Origin of the sequence: Poseidonibacter antarcticus, from assembly GCF_003667345.1 — a bacterium.
Lineage (GTDB): Bacteria > Campylobacterota > Campylobacteria > Campylobacterales > Arcobacteraceae > Poseidonibacter > Poseidonibacter antarcticus.
The window spans coordinates 90,302-112,607 of record NZ_RCWF01000006.1 but is presented as its reverse complement, the minus strand read 5'-3'; the positions used below and the strand labels follow the sequence as shown (position 1 = coordinate 112,607).

Genomic DNA, 22,306 nt, shown 5'->3' with positions numbered 1-22,306 from the left:
TTCTATTTTTATTACTTATTTATTTTGTTTATATATTCATAAATATCTTCAACATCATTTGATGTATAACCTATAGCATAAGGTTTCATTTCAGATCCATTTCCTAAATTATAAGAACCTACTTTATAACCTTTAATAGCTGTTTTAAATTGCTCTAAATCAATTAAATTTAAAGATGTTGTATTTAAAATCTTTGTTTCACCTTTAATTCCATGACATGAAGAACATTTATTAGTATAAATTTTTTCACCTTTGTTATATTTTTTCTCTTTTATTTCTTTTTCTGTAATTTCTACTTCTTTTTTCTTTTTATTTTCAAGCTCAACTATTATTTCTTTTTTCAAAGAACTTTTTGTTTCTTCTTTTATAGCTAACTCATTTTTTTTAAAAACAAAAAGATAATCATCATTTGTAATTTTAAGATTAAGAAGTTTCCATCCATTTTCAATCATCTCATTTTGATTTTTATCTCCTTTACATAAACCACCATCTAATTTTGTTTCTTCAATCTTTGTCATATCTTGAAGATTTTTCTTAAAACAAACTGTAACCTCTGAAAACCCTAATGTTGAAAATGTAGCTAATAAAACAATTTTTGATAAATTATTCATATTTTATTTCTCCTTTAAAATATTTATTAAATGATATTATCATAAAATTTTTAAATTTTCTTTTTAAATAAATTATTTTTATAATATTCTTCAAATATAGGGATTTTATAATAAAAAAAGACGAAAAATAAGATTTTTATAGCCTGAATATAGCACTAGTATAGCACAAATATAGCCTTAGTTATGGGCTTTATAGCTTGAGTATAGCACTAAGGAAACTTTAAAAATAAGCATGTAAACTTTCCTGATGTTTTCATAATAAAAGTTATATTTTTAAAGGTAAATCTAAAAAATAACTTTTTATTTATTGACAAAAAATTATTTATTTAAGGAATAAGAAATGAAAAAATTTGTAAAAATGAGTCTTGTAGCTGCAGCAACATTAGCAGGATTTTCTTCAAATGTGAGTGCCAATACTTTAACAGAAGTTGCAAGTAATTTTGATGTATTCGGTTATGCACAAGTAAGATATGATGATAGTGATACAAAAGGTTCAAGCTATACACATAAAGAAGTACTAGGTGCTAGTGGTAAATTAACTGATGATATTAGTTATATGTTTGCAGGAGCAAATTTAGAAATTGATCCTACTAATGGATCAGCAGATTATTCAAGCTTATTAATGGTATATAATTACTTTACATATACAGGAATCAAAAACACTTCTATTGCTGCAGGTAAACAAGGTGTTGATACACCATATACAGTTGTATATGATCCAGCAACAGCAACATCTGAAGCTAATGGTGTTAGTGTAACAACTAAACTTGGAAATGTGAATTTAACAGCTGCTTATTTTGCAAATACAAACTTCGAATTAGGTGATGCAGTTGGATTATTCCCAGGGACTACTGCTATTGATGGTGGAGAGTCTTATGTAAATATAGGAGCTAGTACAAATATAGGAGCGCTATCTGTTGATGCTTGGTATACAACAATGGAAGATAGATATGATTCATATACAATTGGATTAAAAGGTAATATTAAAGTTGGGAATGGAATGATTACACCATTTGCAAGATATACAGCTGCTGATATTGATGGAATAGATGATGACCAAAGTTTATGGAAAGCTGGAGTTAAAGCTAAATATGGAATTGTTGGTGCAGAAGTAGCATATGGAGAAACAAACGAAGAAGGTGGTTGGGTTACATATGACGATGATGCTTCTTTAAACTTACAAGGTTGGAAAGTAAGTCTATTAGGGAAAAAAGATGCAAAATTAACAAAAGTTGGATTAAATGTTGATATAATACCTGAAGTAAATCTTTCTGCAACTTATGCAGATATGGAAATAGAATCAGCAGCAGATGAAAAAGAAATGTATGCAACAGTTAAATACCAAATTACAAAAGGTCTTAGCGCATATGTTAGAATGGGACAATTAGAAGTTGATGGATTAGAAGATGAAACTTTAGGAAGAGCTAATATTCTTTGGTTATTCTAGTAAAAAACCTTTTTATTATAAAAGCTTAGGATTAAATTCCTAAGCTTTTTTTATATTGTTTGCCAATTTAGCAAGAGGAAAAGTCCTAAGAAAAACATAAATATTGGAGAAGCTATTTCTAAAATATTTGTAAACTTAGAAGATTTTGCAGATACCTTATGTAAAGAAACACCTAAAAATGACGAAGCAAAAATCACTACTCCCATACCTAAACTAATAAAAATACTAGCTAAAAATACTGAAAAGTAAGTCTCTAAAATAAATGCATAAACAAATAATATCACCGTTCCAGGACAAGGAATTAAACCAGCTGTTAATACAAAAAATAGATTTTCATTTTTATTCTTAGTTTGTGTATGAATATTATTAGAATTCTTAAATACAAAATTTGATTTTGTAGCTGATGTCGAAAACATTTGATTTTTTGTATCAGGAATATTACAAGCACTACAAGCACAAGACTTCTTTTTTAGTTTTCTATATAAAATATATAAAGATAAAAGCATTATTAAAACTGCTGATGTTTTAGTAATATATGTAATTGAATCATCTAGGAAACTGCTAAAAATACCCTCAATAATAAAAATAGAAATACTAACTAATACCAAAGCACCAACAATATGAATAAATGCAGTAAAAAATGATATTACAAAAGCTTGAGAATAAGAACTTTTTCTTGAACTAAAATATGAAAATGCTAAAGCTTTTCCATGACCTGGTCCTAAAGCATGAATTACCCCATAAATAAAAGATGCAAAAAGTAAAAAGAATATTGCATATTTATCTTCACCTTTTTCAATTTCTAATAAAGACTCTTTTATTTTTTGAACAAATTTATCAAGAGGTTTTAATTCTCTTTTATTATCATCCACTTTTTCAAGATTTTCTTCTTTGAATGTATTTGAGATTAACTCTTTTTCTTCTTTTTTAATCTTTTCACTATTTATTGAAGAATCATTAATAGTATATGTAATAGTATTTTCTGTAATATCTTTTTTAAAGTTATAAGGAATTGTAAATGTTTGATTCATTTCATCATAAAATATTGAGAAATAACCTGATTCATCATGAATACGAATATAAAGTTTATTTTTATCTACAATCTTATAATTTAAATTTACAAAATATTCAAAGGATAAAATATTGTTTTTAAATGACAATTTATAATTTTTAACATCTAAAATCTTACTTTCTTCTTCAATTACATTTGAATATGATAAAAAAGTTAGATAATTTAGAGGTTCAATATATACTAATAAAGAATTTTCAATAGGTTTAAGTTCTTTTTCATTAAATTTGCCATCAAGGTCAGCATCATATAATTGAATTAATTCATCACTAAATTCTTTAGAAAAAGTCCATTTAAAAGTTGCATCTTTTATAAAATCTTTATTAGCATTTATGTTAATTGAAATGTCAGTTCGAGGAGAATAAATAGAGCATAAAGAGCATCCTAAAAGGACACTCTTAAATAATATAAATATAATTAGAAATCTAATCATCTACTTATAAGTATTAGCAATTTTTTCAGCAGTATATATAAGATTTGTATCCCAATTAGCAACTAATGGGTCAATAATAAGAACATTTCCTTTTATATTATCAGCTATAATCTTTGCACTTTTTTGTGAAAATTGAGGAGCTACAAATACTATTTTTACTTTATGTTCAGCAGCATCTTTGATTAATTCTACTAATTCTTTTGGTTTAGGTTCTTTCCCTTCTGATTCAATAGCAACTTGTTCTAAAGAATATCTTTTTGCAAAATATCCCCAAGATGGATGAAATACCATAAAAGCTTTATGTTCATAAGGTTTTAATATTTTTGAAATTTTTTCATCTAAAATATCTAATTCTTTTAAAAAGTTTTCATAGTTTGTTTTATAAAATGCACTATTTTCATTATCAATTTTTATTAAAGCTTGATAAATATTTGTAGCTTGTTTTTTTACTAAAATTGGGTCATTCCAAATATGTGGATCTAATCCGTCTTCATGATTATGTCCTTCATGAGATGCTTCATGAGATGCTTCATGCTCATGTCCTTCGTGATCATCGTGAGCTTCATCATCGTGATGTTCTTCTTCATGATGTGAATGTTTTAACATTTTAAGTTTCTCAATTCCATCATCTGTGTGAACAATTAGCATATTTTTATTTGCATTCTTAAATTTATCAAGCCAAATATGCTCAAAAGGTACACCAATTGCAAAATAAATACTTGAATTTGATAATTTCTTCATTTGTGAAGTTTTTGGCTCATATGTAGCAGGTGAGAAACCTTCTTTAACCATTACATTTACATTTATTTTATCCCCAGCTATTTTTTCTACAAAATATTTTTGAGGAACAATACTTACCGTTACATCTTTTTTCACTGCATATAATGATGTAAACATCATTAAAACTACTAATATTAACTTATTCATTTTTTCCCTAATCTTTTTTTTAAAATTTGCAACTTAGTTGCTTTATCTGAATTTTAATGAATATTTTCTTTAATGCAACTTAGTTGTAAAAGAACTTTAAACAAAAAAAGATATAATATTATATGAACATAGAAGAATTAACGAATAAAAAAAATATAAAATTAACTAGTGCGAGAAAAGTTATACTTGAAATACTAATTAATTCAGATAAACCTTTGTCTTATGAAGATATAAAAGATAAACTTTCAATGGATAAAGCAACTTTTTATAGAAATATAACAAAGTTCGAAGAAGAGAATATAATAAATTCTTTTGAATCAAATGATAAAAAAAGATATTTTGAGATTCAAAAAACTATGCATTCTCACTTTATTTGTACTAGCTGTTCAGCAATAGAATGTATACATGAAAAACTTGATTTTGATCTTGCAAATTATCAAGTAGATAATATTATTATAAAGGGTATTTGCCCTAAATGTTTAAAAAATAAAGGATAAAATAGATGTTAAAAAATTTGGTTGCATTAAATCAATTTATAAATAAAGAAGCATTGAGTGGAATTTTACTTTTTGTTGCAACAATTGCAGCTGTAATTGTTGCTAATTCAAGTTATGGACAAGCTTATTATGATTTATGGCATCTTCCATTAGGAATTAATATAGGTGATTTAAAAATTTCAATGACTTTAACATATTGGATTGATGATGCATTAATGGCATTATTTTTCTTAATGGTTGGACTTGAAATAAAAAGAGAAATGCTAATTGGTGAACTTTCATCTGTAGCAAAAGCATCTTTTCCTATTATTGCTGCAATTGGAGGGATGATAATCCCTGCACTTATTTATGTAGGACTTAATCCTGATAATCCATTAGGATTTGGTATTCCAATGGCTACGGATATTGCTTTTGCACTTGGTATTTTAATGCTTTTAGGATCAAGAGTAAATCCTGCATTAAAACTATTTTTAGTTGCCCTTGCTGTTGTTGATGATTTAGGTGCAATTTTAGTTGTAGCAACTGTTTATACAAGCGATATTCAAACTCAATACTTTTTACCTGCTCTTATTGTTTATGCCTTAATCTGGGCTTTAAACTTTAAAGGTGTTACTAAACTTTTACCATACTTAGTACTTGGTGTTGCCTTATGGGTATATATTCACGCAATAGGAATTCATGCAACAATTGCAGGAGTTTTACTAGCTTTTGCTATTCCAATTGGATCAAAACTAAATGATAAAAAGTTTGTTAAAGAAATTAGAGACGATGTAGATGAGTTTGAGGGGCATATAACTCCTGAACCTATTTTAAACCATCATCAAATAGATTCACTTGAAAATATTAGATATAACTATGATAAAGTTCAAAACCCACTTGTACGATTAGAACATGATTTACATGGTCTTTCAGCCTTTATTATTATGCCTTTATTCGCTTTTTCAAATGCAGGTGTTTTAATTGATTTTTCAACAGTAAGTGCAAACTTAATGATTGTTTTAGGTGTAGTATTTGGTCTGATAATTGGAAAACCAATAGGAATATTTGGATTTACCTATCTTGCAACAAAATTAAATATAATTAAAAAACCTGATAATATTTCATGGGCTGAAGTAATAGCAGTTGGATTTTTAGGTGGAATTGGATTTACAATGTCAATTTTCATCACGCACTTAGCCTTTTTAGATGAAAATATAATTGCAGCAGTTAAACTAGGAGTTTTTGCAGCTTCATTTATTGCAGCAATAGTTGGTGTTATATTAATTCTAAGATTAAAAAAAGTATAGTTAATTCTATACTTTTTTGATACTCTTTTTTTTCTTTTAGATATAATCACTTATGTCAAAATTATTACATAATATTCTTTTTGAAAATGTTACACATTCAACAAAAAATTTTACTAAACATTATCATGATACATATACAATAGGATTAACATATAAAGGTGTTTTAAAATCTTATAATTCATATGAATCTTATGAATCTTATGAATATTCAATAAGAATAAATAACCCTGGAGAAGTACATGCCGGAGAATCTAAAGATTGGTCTCATGTAAACTTTTATCCAACTACAGAAGTAATGACAGATCTTTATGAACAAATATTTCTAGAAAAAAAGATACCCTATTTTAGAAGACATATAATTGATAATAAACTACTATTTTTAAAACTTCATACTTTTTTTAACTCATATTTTAGTAGAGAAGATGATATTTTAATTGAAAGTAATTTAATTGATGCCTTATCAAATTTGATTTTAACTTCTGTAATATATACAAAATCATACAAAGATATTTTTGAAGATAAAAAAATAATTAAAGATACATATGAATTTATAAATGACTCGATTGATACAAAATTCACTTTAGAAAATCTAGCTTCAAATGTAAACCTTAGTAAATATCACTTTTTAAGATTATTTAAAAAAGAGTTTGGCTTAACTCCTCACGCTTTTATTGTAAATGAGAGATTAAATCGAGCAAATAGTTTAATACAAAGTGGGCTTTCTATAAGTGAAGCTAGCATTCAAGTTGGTTTTAATGACCAATCTCATTTTGCAAGAAATTTCAAAAAATATTTTGGATATACACCTTCATTATTACAAAAGAATAGCAATATTATTCTATAATTTATTTTTCTTTTATACTAAACTCCTACTATAAAATTGATAAATTGAAAGAATCTACAATGACACAGCAAAATAAAAATATTTTTTATATCTTAATGATATTTGCAATGGCAGGATGGGGTGCATCATGGGTTAATGCAAAAGTATTAAGCTCTTATGTAAATGAATATGAAATGATATTCCTACGAAACTTTTTTACTATTATTACACTTGCACCTGTTTTAATTATTACAAAAAAATATTTCCATATAAACAGACGTAGTTTTTTATTAGCAGTATTAGCATCTGTAATTATGATTGTCTATCTAAAATGTTATTTTTTAGGTACAAAACATGGTACAGCATCACTTGGCGGTGCGTTAGTTACTACTTTAATTCCTATTAATACATTTATATTTATGGCTTTATTTTGGGGTAAAAAGATACTTAAAAAAGATATATTTGCTTTAATAATTGGAGCAATTGGGGTATTAACAATGCTAAATATCTGGTCTTTTTCACATGAACAAATATTTTCAACTCAAAATATGTACTTCTTAGGTGCGTCTGTTTTATGGCCTGCTTTAACAATTACTAGTTCAAAAATCACACATACATCTCCAATGGTTTTTTCTATGTATATGTATATTATTTCAACAATAATGGTTAGTTTATTTTTTGTAGATTTTAAAGCAATTCCTTTTGAAACTTTTGATTCGATTTTTTGGATAAATATTTTAATTCTCTCGATAATTGCTACAACTTTTGCGACAACTGTATATTTTATTGGTATTGAAAAACTAGGAACAAATGAAGTTAGTTCTTTCATATTTTTAGTTCCATTTTTTGCCATTGTTTTTAGTATAATATTTTTAAAAGAAGAAGTACATATTACAACTATTATTGGTGTAATACTTACCTTATTTGCAGTTAAGATATTAAATAATATTATTATATTTAAAAAGAAGAAAATTGAGTCATAATTCAAATAGATTAAATACATTTACACTATCAGGACTAATAATTGGTCCAATTTTAGGTTCTGGTTTAATTTTACTCCCTCCTTTGCTTTATAATATGGTTGGAAACTTTTCATTAATTATATGGGCTATTATTTTAACTTTAGGATTTATATTTGCTCTTATTTTTGGGAAACTTGCAGTTTTATATAAAGGAGATGGTGGAGTTAGTCTTGCAACAAAAGAAGCAATGGGGAAGAAATACCAACTTCTAACTTCTTTTTACCTCATCTGTGCAGTATTTTTTGGACCTGTTGCTGTTTTAATAATTGCAGCAGAATTTATCAAACCCTACTTTCCAAATGTTTCACTTGAATTATTAGGTTTTTTTATTTATATATTAACCTATTTATTTTTACTTATAAAAATAAATTTTCTTGGTAAATTAATGTTAATAGTAAGCTCTGTTATTACACTAATATTTTTAATTTCAAGTATAAATATCATATTAAATATAAATAACTTTCACTTTACCTTACCAACTTTATCAATAAATGAATTTGGTCATTCACTAATAATTGTATTTTGGTCTATTGTAGGATGGGAAGTTATAGGAAACTATTCAAAAGAAGTAGAAAAAACTAAAACATTAACAAATGCAGTTAAACTATCAGCAATAATTATTTCACTTGTATATATATTAACAGCTATTGCAATATGTTTTGGTGATTTTCCCAAAGATGAAGAATTCAAACTCGTTTGGATAATCAAACCTATTTTTACAGATTTCTCAAATGCAATTCTAGCCACAGTTTCAATAATACTTTGTATTGGTACTCTTATTCTTTTTGTAGGTGGAGTAGCACGTCTTATTTCATCATTAAACCTAACAACATATACCTCAAAGCATTTATCTAATAATACACCAATTGGAGCATTAAACCTTTTATCTATTATTTATATAATAACTCTTTTACTTGTATATTCTAAGATTTTAACTTTGGATAATTTAGTAGCATTTGCTGATGGATTTTTTATTGCAAATGCAATAATTGGTCTTATAACAGCCGTTATACTTTTTGAAAAAGGATTTTTAAAAATTAGTGCTATTATTTTAAGTATATTATTTGGAATAATTCTACTATTTTCAAATATATTTATTATTTTAGTAATTTTTTTACTATTTTTATTTACCTATTTAAAAAAATAGGTAAATAATTAAAATTATTTATCTAGGATATGAACAGTCATTAATATCTAATGTAGTTCCATTTATATAATCAGGACAATCAGTTGCTAGCCAAACTATAGCTTTTGCTACCTCATCTGGTTGTGCAAATCTTTTTGTTGAAACAGTTTTTAAAAACTCTTTTTTTCGCTCTTCTGAATTAGATGATTGCATATCTGTTTCAGTTGGACTTGGAGTTACACAATTAACTGTAATACCATGAGAACCTAATAATTTACCATATATTTTCGTAGCATTAATTAAACCAGCTTTTGCTATTCCATACCAAACATCAGGATGTCCTATTTGTCCAGCAATTGATGCAACATTTACAATTTTACCAGAACCTTGTTTTTTCATACTTTTTGATACTAAATTCATTAATTCTACAGGTGCATATAAGTCAACATTCATAATATTTTCTTTTGCATCTTTTGGGTAATTATCATATGAATATTTAGGTTGCATAAATCCAGCATTATTAATTAAAATATCAACATGACCTATTTTTTCTATTAATTTTTGTAAACCATCAATATTTGATAAATCATATTCATACTCAAAAACACTAGGAAGTCCACCTAAGGCAAAACCATTGAATTCTCTTGCTACTACAATAATTTCATAATCAAGATCTAGCATTGCTTGAGAAACTGATAAACCAATTCCTCTATTTCCACCCGTTATTAATACTCTTTTTGCCATACTTTTTCCTTTTGCATATAATATTTAATTAGTTTGTATTTATATTAGTTTAATTTAGATTTAGATTTGTTTAATTTCTTAACTCTTAAAATAGAAAAAATACTCTTAATTTAAATAGTTTTAATTTAAAAGAATTTGAAAACTATGAGAAGTAAAGAAGATTTTTATCTTCTTTACTTATTAATCTTCTTTTATTAGATGTTCATACTTTTTATCAGTTAGAATTTTCATAAATGCAACTAAAGCTTCTATTTTTCTATCACTTTGTCTTTTTGATCTTAGTTCTTCTAGTGATACTGTTTCTTTTACTTCAGGTTCACGCCAAGGTTTATTTGTTTCAGGATTTATTTTTCTATTTACATCATTGTATTTATCATAAAATTCCATAACTGTTTTTAAATCTTTAAATACTCCATTATGCATATAAGGAGCAGTTACAGCTACATTTCTTAAAGTTGGAACTTTATATTTTCCTTTTTCTTTTACATCTGTAACTTTTGGATTATTTAATAAACCACCATCAATAACTGTAACACCGTTTTTAGCTCTTAATTCTTCATTTATAGGCACTCCAATATTATGATATTCATAATTTGTAAATGTTTCACCTAATTTATCTTCACCTTTTAGTACATGACAAGTAGAACAAGAGTTATTATTATTTGAGAAGAAAATCGACTTACCTAAATCTTCTAAAGGTGTTAAATCATATTCGCCTTTTAAATATCTATCATATTTAGAATCAAAAGGTGCAAATACTTCTGTTCGCTCAAAAGCTGCAATTACTTCTGTCATTGCTTTAAATGCTAAATTATCATTTTCCCAAATATCATCACCATAAATATCTTTAAAACTTTGAACATAATATGGATTTTCTTGTAATCTACTTGTTACTTCTTTTTTGTCTTTCATACCCATTTCAATAGGATTCAATGGTGGTCCACCTGCTTGTCCTGCTAAATCATCTTCTCTACCATCCCAAAACTGTCCACCAATGTATTTTTTCTTTTTCATATCATAATGAAACTTTGGAGAAAACATTGCATAAGAAGCCGTTGGGGCTGATCTATCACCAAGAGATATATTATCATCACCTAGTGATACCATACTATTTACACCATTGTTTCTATTATCTACAAAACCAGTATCAGGATTATGACAAGTTGCACAAGATTGAGTTCTATTCTTTGAAAGATTTACATCAAAAAATAGAACTTGACCTAAGTTTTCCTTTTCTTGCTGTTTTTGTATTAGTTCTGCTTTTGATACTTTATCATTTGAACAAGCTGTAAATAATAAAACAGAAAAAAGTGCAAATGCACTTAATAATGTTGATTTAAAATTATTCATTTTAATTTCCTTTTTTTTAATATTTTATTTAATATCAAAAGTTTAAATGGCTTGATTAACAAGTCAAAAACGCTTAGATAATCATTCATTTGATTCTTTCTTAAACCAAATTTTAATATTTTTACTTCTTTTGAAAGGCTTAAACTACCAAATAATCTATCCCAAATGGCTAATGTCCCTCCATAATTTTTATTAAAATGCCTACGACTATGATGAATTTGATGTTGTTTTGGTGAAATGAACCATTTTTCTATTTTTTCTCCAAAAGATACTTGAACATGTGAATGTCTTAAATTAGCTCCTAAAATAGAGAAAACAAAAACAATAATATTTACTCCTAAAACAGAATAAATATCAATCATTGCACCAAAAAAGTATATAAATATACCAGTTACAAAACCAATACTTAATGAATATCTTATTCCATAAAGAAGATTTTCAATAGGATGAACTCTATAAAAAGTAATTGGTGTTAAAACTTTTGCACTGTGATGTACTTTGTGGAATTCCCAAAGAAAAGGAATTTTATGTAAAAATCTATGAAGCCAATATCTTGAAAAATCACTTATTAAAAAAAGTGATAAGGTATACATCACAATTACAACTTCATAAGAAAAAAAAGTATTTTCATAATAATCAAATTGTAAATATAAATGTTTATTAACGAAAAAAGCAATTGTTTTTGCAGATACTACAATAGGAATCAACATAAATACTTTTACAAAATATGAAATAAAAAAGTAATAATAATCAAGTTTAGCACTAGGATGTAACCAAAGTTTAGAACTTAGTACTACTTTTTTACTTCTTGAATTAAAATAAAAATATATTATTGTAATTAAAATTGAAGAGAGTATATAAACCCAAAAAATTCTCTTATTTGGGTTTATTAAATACTCTAATGCAAAAAAATCATTCAATCTTAGTCACCATCTGCATCTAAAATTTTTGCGGTAATTGCTAGTTGTTCAATTAGTGATAAATAATATGCATTATGTAATGACTTTACATCTTCATATAAATCTTTTGCATTTGAGAAATCATCATTTTTAAGTTTTTTTAACTCATTTAAACTATTATGAATTGCATTTTCAACTTCTGCTACTTCAGCTTTTGCACCTGATTGTACTGCCATTTTCCCAAAGTTAAGATATTTACTCTCACCCATAATCTCTTCATGTGCATCTAAAATTGATTTTATAGCTAAGAATGAACTTTTACTTAAAAAATACTCAGCTCTTTTATTATCAGCATTGTCTTTGTATTTTGAAGAATTCCCACTAGGATCTCCTATTCTCCATTCTTTTAATCTATAAGTACTTGCAATTAAACTATTAATAATCATTGCATTTTCCCAAGTTTCACTTTTTGGTTTTGAGCTTAAATATTGTGTATAAACACCTTTAATATCATTTAAATGAGAAACAATAGAATCAAGAATTGCTAGACTTAAAAGCTTTTCTCTTTTAGTAATTTTATCATCATTAAATAATACATACTCTAATGCATTAATTGTTTTAAATGAATTTTTAAAAAGTGCTATATTTGGCTCATCTTTTGAAGCAATAACTCTTTGCATTTGTTCTTTTAAATCTTCTTTCAAATTATGAAACACATCAATATATCTAGGAGTATCAAGATAGTCATTATCTATTTCTCCTGCAAAATATAATGCCTCAACTTTTTTCCATGAACTAAGAAATTTTTTAAAATTTTGCTCATTTAAATTTTCTTTTAACACATTTGCATTTTTTATTGTTTTATCAACATTTGGTATTGATATATTTTTTAATATTGAATTTAATGCAGTTTGATCTGCAAAAACTGTTGATACTAAAATCATCATCATAAATAAAATTTTTTTCATTAAATATTTCCTAAAAAATTAAGTAATTTTTCTCTTGTTTGTTTAGATAAGTTCATATAGTTTTCTTTAACTTTACTAGCTTCCCCACCATGCCAAAGAATTGCTTCTTGGAAATTTCTAGCTCTTCCATCATGCAATAATCTTGGTTTTTTCTTATTTATCTTTTCATGTAATGCAAGTCCCCATAAAGGTGCTGTTCTCCATTCACTTGAACTTGCAGAAAATTCACTTCTTCCATCATCTAACCCCTCACCCATATCATGAAGTAAAAAATCTGAGTAAGGAGAAATGATTTTATTGTTTTTTGTTTTAAAATTGTTTGTATGACATTTCACACAACCAATACTTTCAAAAACTTCTAAGCCTTCTTTGTAATCTTGTGTTTGTTTAGGCTTATGAATTTGTGTGTGTTTTAAATAATAAGTAATAGCTTCTAATCTTATTGGTGTTATATCTTCTGAATCTTTTGCTTTTGGTGCATTATTACAATCATCTTGAAATTTTGTACAATTATCTTCTTTAAAAAGATAACTAGTTAAACCCATATCTGTAACTGCAGCTGAGGCAGATTGTTCTAATACAGAAGGTGAACTAGCTTTCCAAGTATATTTCCCTAATTCATATTTTAAAGTTTTAGGAGAATAAACTATATTAGCTTTTCCTGATATTCCATCATTATCTTTATCAAATTCATCAACATTTTTCAAAATTTCTTCATTTGGTATTTTTCCAATTAAGCCTAAGCCATGTAAAGAAGGAGCTATTCTATATGTGATTATTGTATCTTTTGATAAATTTCCATAATTTTGATTAATTAGTTTATACTTAGGTTTTAATATTGTATCAATTTCCCCATCTGGAAATTTAACTTTTATTTCTTCAAAGTCTAAATTTATTCTAGCTTCATAATCAACACCATGTATTCCATTTATTGATATTTGAGTACCATAAACTTCATTGGGTATAAAGCCATTTTTGTATAGTAATTTTTTATGTTCTTTGGAACCATTAGAAGGAATTGATAATCTTGCAACTAAAGAACGCGATGTATTCTTATTTTTATTATATAAAGTCCCTCTTCCATTTGCAGCATGACAAGAGATACAAGTATTCGCATTAAATAAAGGACCTAATCCATCTCTTGCACTTGTTGCACTTGGAGCTTCAACCCAAGGAATTACAAAAAAACTTCTTCCTAAAATAAATTTATCATACTGTTCATCACTCATTCCATCTAATGGTTTTATAGTAGGAATATTAAGCGCAAAAAGCCCAGTAGTAAAAAATACTACCAGGCTTTTTATCAAAATTAATTTTAAAAAGAAAGAATTAAATTTGAGTTTCTTCAGCATCAGTTACATCATCACTAGTTAAATCAATACCATTTGCTTTTGCAACATTTACCATTTCATCACCTAGTTTTCTCATCTCATTTTTAAGTTTTACAATAACTTTTGATTGAGGACTTGTAGGTTTAATTTGATAATCAAAGTGTTCTTTTGTTTTTGCAATTTCATCAATACTATTGATTTTTTCTTCAATAGATTTCATTAAAGAAGAGATATTTGCTTTAGTATCTACATCAACACTATCTAATAAAGATGCACCAAATTTTTGACCTTTATAAGTTGAAGTTAGTACATTTTTAAATCCTAAATAGTTATTTAAGATATCTCTATGCGTATTATCAGAAAAACAAGAATGCTCATCTTCTTCACTTGGAGTTAGTACAGCAACAGCAATTCTTTCATTTGCTAATTCTGATTTCATAAATACACCCATACCTGCAATAATTTGTTTTAAAGCTTCTTTTGAATCAATATTTTTTGAAGCATTGGCATCTGTTAATTTACCTTGTAATGCAGCTTGATATAAACCAGTATTACCATTTATATCTTTTTCCCATGCACTTTTAACTGTTTTTAAATCATTAACAATTTTAGATGCAGATGCTTTTAAATAAGCTAATCTTCTATCTGCATTTTTAGCAGTTGTAAAGTCACTTAATGGTCTTTGTCCTGCTGTTAAAGCACCAGGAGTTACAGAATCTTTTAAGAAGTTAGAATAATCTTGATCTTGTCCCCATAATAAAAATTCAATTGCATGATATCCTGTAGATACATTTGCATCACCACCATTTTCATTTAAAGCAGTTAATGAATCTTCAGTAATTGTTTCAACATTTACAGTTTGTGCATCTTCTCCACCTGGATTAAATGAACCAATTGTATCAATAATATTTCCTGAAGTTTTAGCTCCATTTGCATCAATTGTATAATCAATCATATTTTCATCTAATGGCCAAGCATTAAGTTGACCTTCTAAAGAACCATAAGTATTAGCAACCCAACCTTCTTCTGCATCAATAGGACCATTTGCAAGTCTTAAAATTTCTGTTTGACCATAAGATTCTCTAGAAATCAACCATGCTTTTTTAGCATAAGCAAAATTTGTAGTAGTTGGATTGGAAGCAAATACATTTATGGCTTTTTCTAAAACTATTGCATCATTTAATGCATCTGTATAATTAGCTAATGCTAAATTTGCATATGCACTTAAAATCCCTTTTTCTTTAACAGTCTCTATTTTACTCATTGTCTCATTTGCATTTGTTGATGAACAACCAGTAAGAGCTATTGCTGCTGCAATAGATAAAGAAGCTGCAAAAAATTTTGTTTTATTTAACATTATGTTCCTTTTAATTTTAATATCAATTATCATTAATGAAATTAAAACAAAAAAAGACTTAAAAGAATATTAAATTGATAATTATTATCATAACTATTATTGGTGATTATATATTTGTATTTAATTAAGAGTTTATATTTGAAGAGAAATAAATTTAAAATAAGGTTATAAAACCTTATTTTAAAAAAGTGATTTAAAATTTTCTAATACTTTTTGAGCTCCATCTTCTCCTAATTTACCTTTTAAAACTTTATTTAGTTTTTCTTTTATTTTTTCTTCATTTTTATCAAGTTGTTTATTTACTTGACCTTTAATTAAATCTTTTGAATCAATTGAAATTTTAGGTTTTGATGTATTCCCTTTTACTTTTAAGGCAAATTCAGTAGTTTTAATTTTAGTATCTATGTATGCATCAATTGTACTTTTTTCTAAATCTAACAAGGATTTATCTATATTTATAGTTGTATTTTTACTTTTCATATTAACAGTTGATGTTAAAAGTAATTTATTAATATCAGTATCTATATCAACTGTTTCATATACTTCTCTTGTAATATCAAATTTTGCAAATTGATCTAAAAGAGTTGAAAAATCATTTTTTATAAAATGACCATTTAAAAGATTACCTTTTAGTTCTCCTCTTTTTTTAAGAAGATTATAATCCAATACTAATGCAGCTGTAGAATCAAAAACATCTGGATAATAAAGCATATGTGTTAATTTTTTAATCTGGATTTCTTTTATATCAGCATGAAAGTCATCATTTTTTAAATAAAAATCTAAATTTCCATCAAGAAGTTCTGATTTTCCTGTTAATAAAAGTGATTTATTTTTATTTGATAAATCACCAACTATATCAAGAGAACCTCTCATTTTTGTAGCAGTAACACCATATAAATTACTAAGATTAGGTAAGTTCAGTAAATAATCTGAATTAAATGAAGCATCATCAAAATTAAATACTGCTTTTTTAATATCTAAATTTGCTAATGAAGTTGTAATTGTACTATTAGTAATTGCTTGATTTGGAAGTAATGAAGTTATCATATTAGCCTTAAATATTACCTCTTTTTTTAAATTCAAATTAAATACAGTATTTGCAACAGGATTAATTATTTTACCATTTAAAATTTCTGTTTTTATATCACCAGATAGTGTTTGTTCTCTTGCATCAGTAATATTTGCATTAATATTCAAAATACCATCTGCATATACAGGTTCATTTAAAATATTTAATAATTTATCAATTTTAGCATTCGTAATATTGAATTTTACATATTCAATTTTTGTATCATCAAATCCAATAGAATATTTAGTTGAACTATCAAAAATATCAGAATCTCCATCAATATTTATTTTTCCTTCATTTACAAGAACATTACCTTTTGTAATAAAATTACCATTTAATTTTTTTCCAATTATACCTTCAAGTTTTGTAAGGTTTTTAACATCTAATTTATAATCACTTAAAATTTTTCCACTATCTATGTTTATCTCTGTTTTTTTAGTAACTACATCAACTAATGATGTAATTAAATCAGATTTTATAGTAGCTTTATTGGGAGTTAATTTTGCATTAATATCACTTTTAAAATAAATAGATGAAGATATATTTTGTTTAAATTCTTTATTAATAACATCATTATTTACTTTTCCATCGATAATATTTATAAGAATATTACCATCTAAATTTGAGATATTTGCATCTTTAATATCGCCTTTTAATGTAATATCACCTTTTACAAAACTTTTTTGGTTAACAAGATGTAAAAGTTTTTCTATCCGTGCATTTTTCATAAGAAAATTGATATTTTTTGCTTCAAAATTAACAAGTTTCAAATCATATGATGTTTCACTTTGAGCAACATTAGAAATACCTTTTATTTCAGAGAAGTTTGCATCACCTTTAAATATTCCAGATGTAGAAAAAGGACCATTTAATTTTTGCTTTGTCAAATTAATTAACTTAGATAATTCATTAATTTTAATATCATATTTAACATCAACTTTCTTTTTTAATATCTCTAAATCACCTGAAATATTTATATTAGAATTGTCATTAATTACTGCATTAAAATTAATAGTATTAAATGTTAATGTAAAATCATTTACTTTTAATCGTACATCCTTTTGCTCATCATTTACTTTATTTTCAATATAAGAAGCAACAAAATTATTCCCCGGTTTTGTAAATAAAACACCATAAACTGTAGCAATAATGAGTATAATCAATATTGTTAAACTAAAAAAAAACTTTTTCATAAAAACCCTTAAATTAATAATTAGAATTATTATAGCAATTTTTAAATAAAAAATAGAATTATTGATATTTTATCTATTTATAATGTTTTTTTTAATATAATCCAAACGATTAAAGTAATTAGTAGGGAAATATTTGCATTTATGTAGGTATTGCTTTGTTATTTTTAGCAAAGTTACGCTATCCGAAAAGACTTTATCAAAATATTTTTTAAGGAATTTCAAATGAAAAAAATCGTTTTATTAATGCTTTCAATTGCTGTAGCTGCTTTTGCTGCTGATGGTGATGTTGCAAACGAAACTTTAAAAGCTTACTCTGTAGTTGCTGCAGGTATTGGTTTAGGTCTTGCTGCACTTGGTGGTGCTATTGGTATGGGTAATACTGCTGCTGCAACTATTGCTGGTACTGCTAGAAACCCAGGTTTAGGTGGAAAATTAATGACAACTATGTTCATTGCTTTAGCGATGATTGAAGCACAAGTTATTTATGCACTTGTTGTTGCTATGATTGTTTTATACGCAAACCCATTCTTAGGTTAATATCAAAAGCACACAGCTTATAAATTAAAAAGGTCAGAAGTTTTGCTTCTGGCCTTTTTTTATGCCAAAAATATCATTATTAATCTCTTCAATTTAATATCAATAATTTATAATATTATTTACAATGGAATAAGAAAGTTTATATTATAATCATATAAAATAGCACTAAACAGGAGAAAATATAATGAGCAAATCTATTTTTAGAGAGTATGATATACGAGGAATATTCCAAAAAGAGTTAAATGAAAACATTGTGAAAAAAATTGGTTATTATTTTGCTAAAGAATTAATCAAAAAAGTTCCTAATGCTTCATTTATTTCAGTTGGATATGATGCGAGACTTCATTCCATAGAACTTAAAAACTGGTTAGCTTCAGGAATTAATCATGCAGGACTAAAAGTACTTGATATGGGAATGGTTCCAACACCTGTAAACTATTTTTCTAATTTTGTAGATTTTAATGGATTATCTTCAAATGGTTCTATTATGATTACAGGTTCACATAATCCACCTGAATATAATGGATTTAAAATTACTATAAATAAAAATCCATTTTTTGGTGAGCAAATATACTCTATGGGAAGAGATATTTTAAAAGATGATTCTACTATTCCTGATAATAACACAACAATTTTAATTAATGCAAAAGAAAGATATATCGACTATATTGTAAATCATTTCAAAGATTTAAAACTAGAAGGCAAAAAATTTGTTTTTGATTGTGGAAATGGAGTTGCAGGTGTAGTTCTTCGTGAGATACTTGATAAATTAAATATCAAACATCATATACTTTTTGAACAACCAGATGGAAACTTTCCAAATCATCATCCAGACCCAAGTGATGAATCAACACTAGTAGATATTAAAAAAGAGCTCTCAACAGGCAAATTTGATTTTGGTTTTGCTTATGATGGAGATGCAGATAGAATTGCCCTACTTTCAAAAAAGAACAACTTTAAAGGTGATATATTAGCTATATTCTTTTCAAAGTTTATAGAAAATCCTGTAGTTATTGGAGAAGTAAAATGTTCTCAAGTTATGTATGATACTATCAATACTTATGGTAAAGCTATTATGTATAAAACAGGTCACTCAAACTTAAAAGTAAAAATCAAAGAATTAAATGCTTCATTCGCAGCAGAAGTATCAGGTCATTTATTTTTTAATGATAGATATTTTGGATATGATGATGCTATTTATGCTACATTTAGAGCCTTAGAATTAATAGATAAAAACTTTGATTTTGACTCTGAATATGATGCTCTTCCAAAAGTATATTCAACACCTGAAATAAATATAAAAGTAACAGAAGATACAAAGTTTAAAATTATTGATGATTTAAAAGTTGCACTTCAAAATCCTCCAAGATATTTTGAACCTATCAAAGATATTATAGAAGTCGATGGTGTAAGGGTTATCTTTGATAAAGGTTGGGGATTAATAAGAGCTTCAAATACAACACCTAAACTTGTAACTAGATTTGAAGCAGATACTCAAGCCCAAGCAAAAATATATCAAGAAATATTAATGAAATTATTAAGTAGTATAGGAGAAAATTAAGAAATGATAAAAAAATGTTTATTCCCAGCAGCAGGATATGGTACGAGATTTTTACCTGCTACTAAAGCTACACCAAAAGAAATGCTACCAGTTCTAACTAAACCTTTAATTCAATATGGAGTTGAAGAAGCTATTGAAGCTGGAATGACTACAATGGCAATAGTAACAGGTCGTGGTAAAAGAGCAATAGAAGATCACTTCGATATTTCTTACGAGTTAGAGCACCAAATTAAAGGTACAAGTAAAGAACCTCTTTTAACTGAAATTAGAGAAGTTATTAATAGGTGTACTTTTTCATATACTAGACAAATAGAAATGAAAGGTTTAGGACATGCTATTCTTACAGGTGGTGAGACTTTAATAGGAAATGAACCCTTTGCAGTAATTTTAGCAGATGATTTATGTGATGCAAAAAAAGGTGTCTTATCACAAATGTGTGAACTTTATAAGAAATATCATTGTTCAATAGTTGCTATTGAAGAAGTACCAAAAGAAGAAACATATAAATATGGTGTAATAGATGGTAAAGAAATTGAACCAGGAATTTTTATGATAAAAGATATGGTAGAAAAACCAGATCCCAAAGATGCTCCATCAAATTTAGCTATTATAGGAAGGTACATCTTAACTCCTGATATTTTTGATATTATTAAAGCTACAAAACCTGGGAAAAGTGGTGAAATCCAGATAACTGATGCACTACTTACTCAAGCAAAAAAAGGTATGGTATTAGCTTTTAAATTTAAGGGAGAGAGATTTGATTGTGGTAGTATTGATGGCTTTGTAAAAGCAACTAACCATTTTTATAAAAAAAATAAGGAATAATAATGAATTATACTAAAAATTTCTACCAAATAAAATCAAATGTAGAGATATTTGAAAAGATATCAAAAGAAAGAGAAACAATTGGTTACTATTCTCTTCCATTTCAAGATACAAGTTCTATAAAAGAATATGCTAAAACTGTAACACAACAAGATATTGTTGTTGTTGGTATTGGTGGAAGTTCACTAGGAACTTATGCTATTCACAAATTTTTACAACATAAAGAAAATATGAAAAAACTTCACTTTTTAGAATCTACGGACCCTTTAGATTTACAAAGAAGAACAAGTAAAGTTGATTTAAATGATACACTTTTTATCATTATAAGTAAATCAGGGACTACAATAGAAACTGTAAGTATTTTAAAATATTTACATAGTATTACTACAATAGATAAATCAAATACTATTTGTATTACAGAAAATGATAGTAAACTAAATGATTTTGCAATTGCAAATGAGATGAAGACTTTTAATATACCTAAAAATGTAGGTGGAAGATTTTCAGTATTTTCAAATGTAGGATTAGTTCCTTTAGCTATTATGGGACTTGATATAGATAGAATTCTTTTTGGTTGTAAAACAATTTATGATGACTATTTTGATAAAGGTGAATATTATAGAACACTTATGGAAAAAGCTAGATTTATGGTTGAAAATAAAAATAAGTTTAATATAAATGTAGTATTTTCTTATTCATCATTACTTGAAGGTTTTAATAAATGGTACGTTCAATTATGGGGTGAGAGTTTAGGAAAAATAAATATAAATAAAACAAAACAGGCTCTAACACCAATAGGATTAATAGGACCAGTAGACCAGCATTCTTTTTTACAATTAATAATGGAAGGGAAAAGAGACAAAACTGTTACGTTTATAAAGGTAGCTGATTTTGAAAATGATTTAGTAATTCCAGATATTTCACTACCAGGATTAGAAGGTTTAGATTATATAAATAATATCAAATTTAAAAATATGATAAATAAACAAGCAGATGCAACAATAGAAGCAATACAAAATCTAAAACATATACCATGTGATGTTCTTACAATTGAAGCTCAAGATGAATATAATATTGGAAAATTAATGTATTCATATGAATTACTTACATCAATAGTAGGAAGCTTTGTACAGATTAATACATATGACCAACCTGGCGTTGAAGCTGGGAAAATTATTTTAAAAGAGAAATTAAGATAAAATATTTTATAAGAAATATATACAAATATAAT

The 22,306-nt window shown here is 26.3% G+C and carries 20 protein-coding genes; 10 read left to right on the top strand and 10 right to left on the bottom strand.

Features of this window, described 5'->3' with window-relative positions:
• Nucleotides 1-11 precede the first annotated feature (11 nt).
• Entirely contained in the window at nucleotides 12-611 is a 600-nt protein-coding gene (locus tag D9T19_RS08915; RefSeq protein ID WP_121627890.1) for a c-type cytochrome, read from the bottom strand.
• Between the two features lie 340 nt (nucleotides 612-951).
• Here D9T19_RS08915 and D9T19_RS08910 point away from each other — a divergent pair, with 340 nt between their 5' ends.
• On the top strand, nucleotides 952-2,058 hold the full coding sequence (locus tag D9T19_RS08910; protein WP_121627889.1) for an OprD family porin: 1,107 nt from the start codon (nucleotides 952-954) through the stop codon (nucleotides 2,056-2,058).
• Nucleotides 2,059-2,108: 50 nt separating this feature from the next.
• Here D9T19_RS08910 and D9T19_RS08905 read toward each other — a convergent pair whose 3' ends face one another.
• Complete coding sequence (locus tag D9T19_RS08905; protein ID WP_121627888.1) at nucleotides 2,109-3,560, bottom strand: HoxN/HupN/NixA family nickel/cobalt transporter; 1,452 nt, start codon at nucleotides 3,558-3,560, stop codon at nucleotides 2,109-2,111.
• Nucleotides 3,561-4,487, bottom strand: a complete 927-nt coding sequence (locus D9T19_RS08900; RefSeq protein ID WP_121627887.1) for a metal ABC transporter solute-binding protein, Zn/Mn family — start codon at nucleotides 4,485-4,487, stop codon at nucleotides 3,561-3,563. It lies immediately after the preceding gene.
• Between the two features lie 122 nt (nucleotides 4,488-4,609).
• On the opposite strand from D9T19_RS08900, the gene D9T19_RS08895 reads away from it, so the two are divergent.
• From D9T19_RS08895 to D9T19_RS08875, 5 genes are read left to right on the top strand one after another with little or no spacing between them, the layout of a single operon-like run.
• A complete protein-coding gene (locus D9T19_RS08895) occupies nucleotides 4,610-4,984 on the top strand; it encodes a Fur family transcriptional regulator (RefSeq protein WP_121627886.1) in 375 nt (124 codons plus the stop codon).
• Nucleotides 4,985-4,989: 5 nt separating this feature from the next.
• The gene (gene nhaA / locus D9T19_RS08890; RefSeq protein WP_121627885.1) at nucleotides 4,990-6,270 is read left to right on the top strand and encodes a Na+/H+ antiporter NhaA; all 1,281 of its coding nucleotides are present in this window, start codon (nucleotides 4,990-4,992) and stop codon (nucleotides 6,268-6,270) included.
• A gap of 52 nt (nucleotides 6,271-6,322) precedes the next feature.
• Nucleotides 6,323-7,114 (top strand): AraC family transcriptional regulator, encoded by a 792-nt coding sequence (locus D9T19_RS08885; RefSeq protein ID WP_121627884.1) that lies wholly within the window; start codon nucleotides 6,323-6,325, stop codon nucleotides 7,112-7,114.
• Nucleotides 7,115-7,173: 59 nt separating this feature from the next.
• Nucleotides 7,174-8,076: a DMT family transporter gene (locus tag D9T19_RS08880; protein WP_121627883.1), complete on the top strand. Its 903-nt coding sequence runs from the start codon at nucleotides 7,174-7,176 to the stop codon at nucleotides 8,074-8,076.
• Nucleotides 8,066-9,262 carry an APC family permease gene (locus D9T19_RS08875; RefSeq protein WP_162984569.1) on the top strand — a complete coding sequence of 399 codons (1,197 nt, stop codon included), beginning with the start codon at nucleotides 8,066-8,068 and terminating at the stop codon, nucleotides 9,260-9,262. Before D9T19_RS08880 ends, D9T19_RS08875 begins: the two co-directional genes overlap by 11 nt.
• An 18-nt stretch (nucleotides 9,263-9,280) precedes the next feature.
• On the opposite strand, the gene D9T19_RS08870 is transcribed toward D9T19_RS08875, so the two are convergent.
• From D9T19_RS08870 to D9T19_RS08840, 7 genes are all read right to left on the bottom strand, one after another.
• Nucleotides 9,281-9,985: an SDR family NAD(P)-dependent oxidoreductase gene (locus D9T19_RS08870; RefSeq protein ID WP_121627881.1), complete on the bottom strand. Its 705-nt coding sequence runs from the start codon at nucleotides 9,983-9,985 to the stop codon at nucleotides 9,281-9,283.
• 180 nt (nucleotides 9,986-10,165) lie between these two features.
• On the bottom strand, nucleotides 10,166-11,335 hold the full coding sequence (locus tag D9T19_RS08865) for a cytochrome-c peroxidase (RefSeq protein WP_121627880.1): 1,170 nt from the start codon (nucleotides 11,333-11,335) through the stop codon (nucleotides 10,166-10,168).
• On the bottom strand, nucleotides 11,332-12,255 hold the full coding sequence (locus D9T19_RS08860) for a sterol desaturase family protein (RefSeq protein WP_121627879.1): 924 nt from the start codon (nucleotides 12,253-12,255) through the stop codon (nucleotides 11,332-11,334). The genes D9T19_RS08865 and D9T19_RS08860 overlap by 4 nt, the downstream gene beginning before the upstream one ends.
• 2 nt (nucleotides 12,256-12,257) lie before the next feature.
• On the bottom strand, nucleotides 12,258-13,202 hold the full coding sequence (locus D9T19_RS08855) for an imelysin family protein (RefSeq protein WP_121627878.1): 945 nt from the start codon (nucleotides 13,200-13,202) through the stop codon (nucleotides 12,258-12,260).
• The gene (locus D9T19_RS08850; RefSeq protein WP_228197996.1) at nucleotides 13,202-14,509 is read right to left on the bottom strand and encodes a di-heme oxidoredictase family protein; all 1,308 of its coding nucleotides are present in this window, start codon (nucleotides 14,507-14,509) and stop codon (nucleotides 13,202-13,204) included. Before D9T19_RS08850 ends, D9T19_RS08855 begins: the two co-directional genes overlap by 1 nt.
• A gap of 22 nt (nucleotides 14,510-14,531) precedes the next feature.
• Nucleotides 14,532-15,890, bottom strand: coding sequence for an imelysin family protein (locus D9T19_RS08845; protein WP_121627876.1), 1,359 nt, complete (start codon nucleotides 15,888-15,890; stop codon nucleotides 14,532-14,534).
• Between the two features lie 180 nt (nucleotides 15,891-16,070).
• Nucleotides 16,071-18,152 (bottom strand): hypothetical protein, encoded by a 2,082-nt coding sequence (locus D9T19_RS08840; RefSeq protein WP_121627875.1) that lies wholly within the window; start codon nucleotides 18,150-18,152, stop codon nucleotides 16,071-16,073.
• 222 nt (nucleotides 18,153-18,374) lie between these two features.
• On the opposite strand from D9T19_RS08840, the gene D9T19_RS08835 reads away from it, so the two are divergent.
• The 4 genes from D9T19_RS08835 (at nucleotide 18,375) to D9T19_RS08820 (ending at nucleotide 22,274) form a co-directional block, all read left to right on the top strand.
• The gene (locus D9T19_RS08835) at nucleotides 18,375-18,689 is read left to right on the top strand and encodes a F0F1 ATP synthase subunit C (protein ID WP_121627874.1); all 315 of its coding nucleotides are present in this window, start codon (nucleotides 18,375-18,377) and stop codon (nucleotides 18,687-18,689) included.
• A gap of 184 nt (nucleotides 18,690-18,873) precedes the next feature.
• Nucleotides 18,874-20,250: a phosphomannomutase/phosphoglucomutase gene (locus D9T19_RS08830; RefSeq protein WP_121627873.1), complete on the top strand. Its 1,377-nt coding sequence runs from the start codon at nucleotides 18,874-18,876 to the stop codon at nucleotides 20,248-20,250.
• 3 nt (nucleotides 20,251-20,253) lie between these two features.
• Entirely contained in the window at nucleotides 20,254-21,075 is an 822-nt protein-coding gene (gene galU / locus D9T19_RS08825) for a UTP--glucose-1-phosphate uridylyltransferase GalU (protein ID WP_121627872.1), read from the top strand.
• Between the two features lie 2 nt (nucleotides 21,076-21,077).
• Complete coding sequence (locus D9T19_RS08820; RefSeq protein WP_121627871.1) at nucleotides 21,078-22,274, top strand: glucose-6-phosphate isomerase; 1,197 nt, start codon at nucleotides 21,078-21,080, stop codon at nucleotides 22,272-22,274.
• The last annotated feature ends 32 nt before the right edge of the window (nucleotides 22,275-22,306 follow it).

Bases quoted from the DNA above. Each gene is read 5' to 3' on its own strand.
- D9T19_RS08870 (WP_121627881.1), bottom strand. From the start codon at position 9,985: ATGGCAAAAAGAGTATTAATAACGGGTGGAAATAGAGGAATTGGTTTA.
- D9T19_RS08840 (WP_121627875.1), bottom strand. From the start codon at position 18,152: ATGAAAAAGTTTTTTTTTAGTTTAACAATATTGATTATACTCATTATT.
- D9T19_RS08855 (WP_121627878.1), bottom strand. From the start codon at position 13,202: ATGAAAAAAATTTTATTTATGATGATGATTTTAGTATCAACAGTTTTT.
- D9T19_RS08880 (WP_121627883.1), top strand. From the start codon at position 7,174: ATGACACAGCAAAATAAAAATATTTTTTATATCTTAATGATATTTGCA.
- galU (WP_121627872.1), top strand. From the start codon at position 20,254: ATGATAAAAAAATGTTTATTCCCAGCAGCAGGATATGGTACGAGATTT.
- D9T19_RS08905 (WP_121627888.1), bottom strand. From the start codon at position 3,560: ATGATTAGATTTCTAATTATATTTATATTATTTAAGAGTGTCCTTTTA.
- D9T19_RS08915 (WP_121627890.1), bottom strand. From the start codon at position 611: ATGAATAATTTATCAAAAATTGTTTTATTAGCTACATTTTCAACATTA.
- D9T19_RS08895 (WP_121627886.1), top strand. From the start codon at position 4,610: ATGAACATAGAAGAATTAACGAATAAAAAAAATATAAAATTAACTAGT.
- D9T19_RS08900 (WP_121627887.1), bottom strand. From the start codon at position 4,487: ATGAATAAGTTAATATTAGTAGTTTTAATGATGTTTACATCATTATAT.
- D9T19_RS08845 (WP_121627876.1), bottom strand. From the start codon at position 15,890: ATGTTAAATAAAACAAAATTTTTTGCAGCTTCTTTATCTATTGCAGCA.
- nhaA (WP_121627885.1), top strand. From the start codon at position 4,990: ATGTTAAAAAATTTGGTTGCATTAAATCAATTTATAAATAAAGAAGCA.
- D9T19_RS08865 (WP_121627880.1), bottom strand. From the start codon at position 11,335: ATGAATAATTTTAAATCAACATTATTAAGTGCATTTGCACTTTTTTCT.
- D9T19_RS08820 (WP_121627871.1), top strand. From the start codon at position 21,078: ATGAATTATACTAAAAATTTCTACCAAATAAAATCAAATGTAGAGATA.
- D9T19_RS08830 (WP_121627873.1), top strand. From the start codon at position 18,874: ATGAGCAAATCTATTTTTAGAGAGTATGATATACGAGGAATATTCCAA.
- D9T19_RS08885 (WP_121627884.1), top strand. From the start codon at position 6,323: ATGTCAAAATTATTACATAATATTCTTTTTGAAAATGTTACACATTCA.
- D9T19_RS08835 (WP_121627874.1), top strand. From the start codon at position 18,375: ATGAAAAAAATCGTTTTATTAATGCTTTCAATTGCTGTAGCTGCTTTT.
- D9T19_RS08910 (WP_121627889.1), top strand. From the start codon at position 952: ATGAAAAAATTTGTAAAAATGAGTCTTGTAGCTGCAGCAACATTAGCA.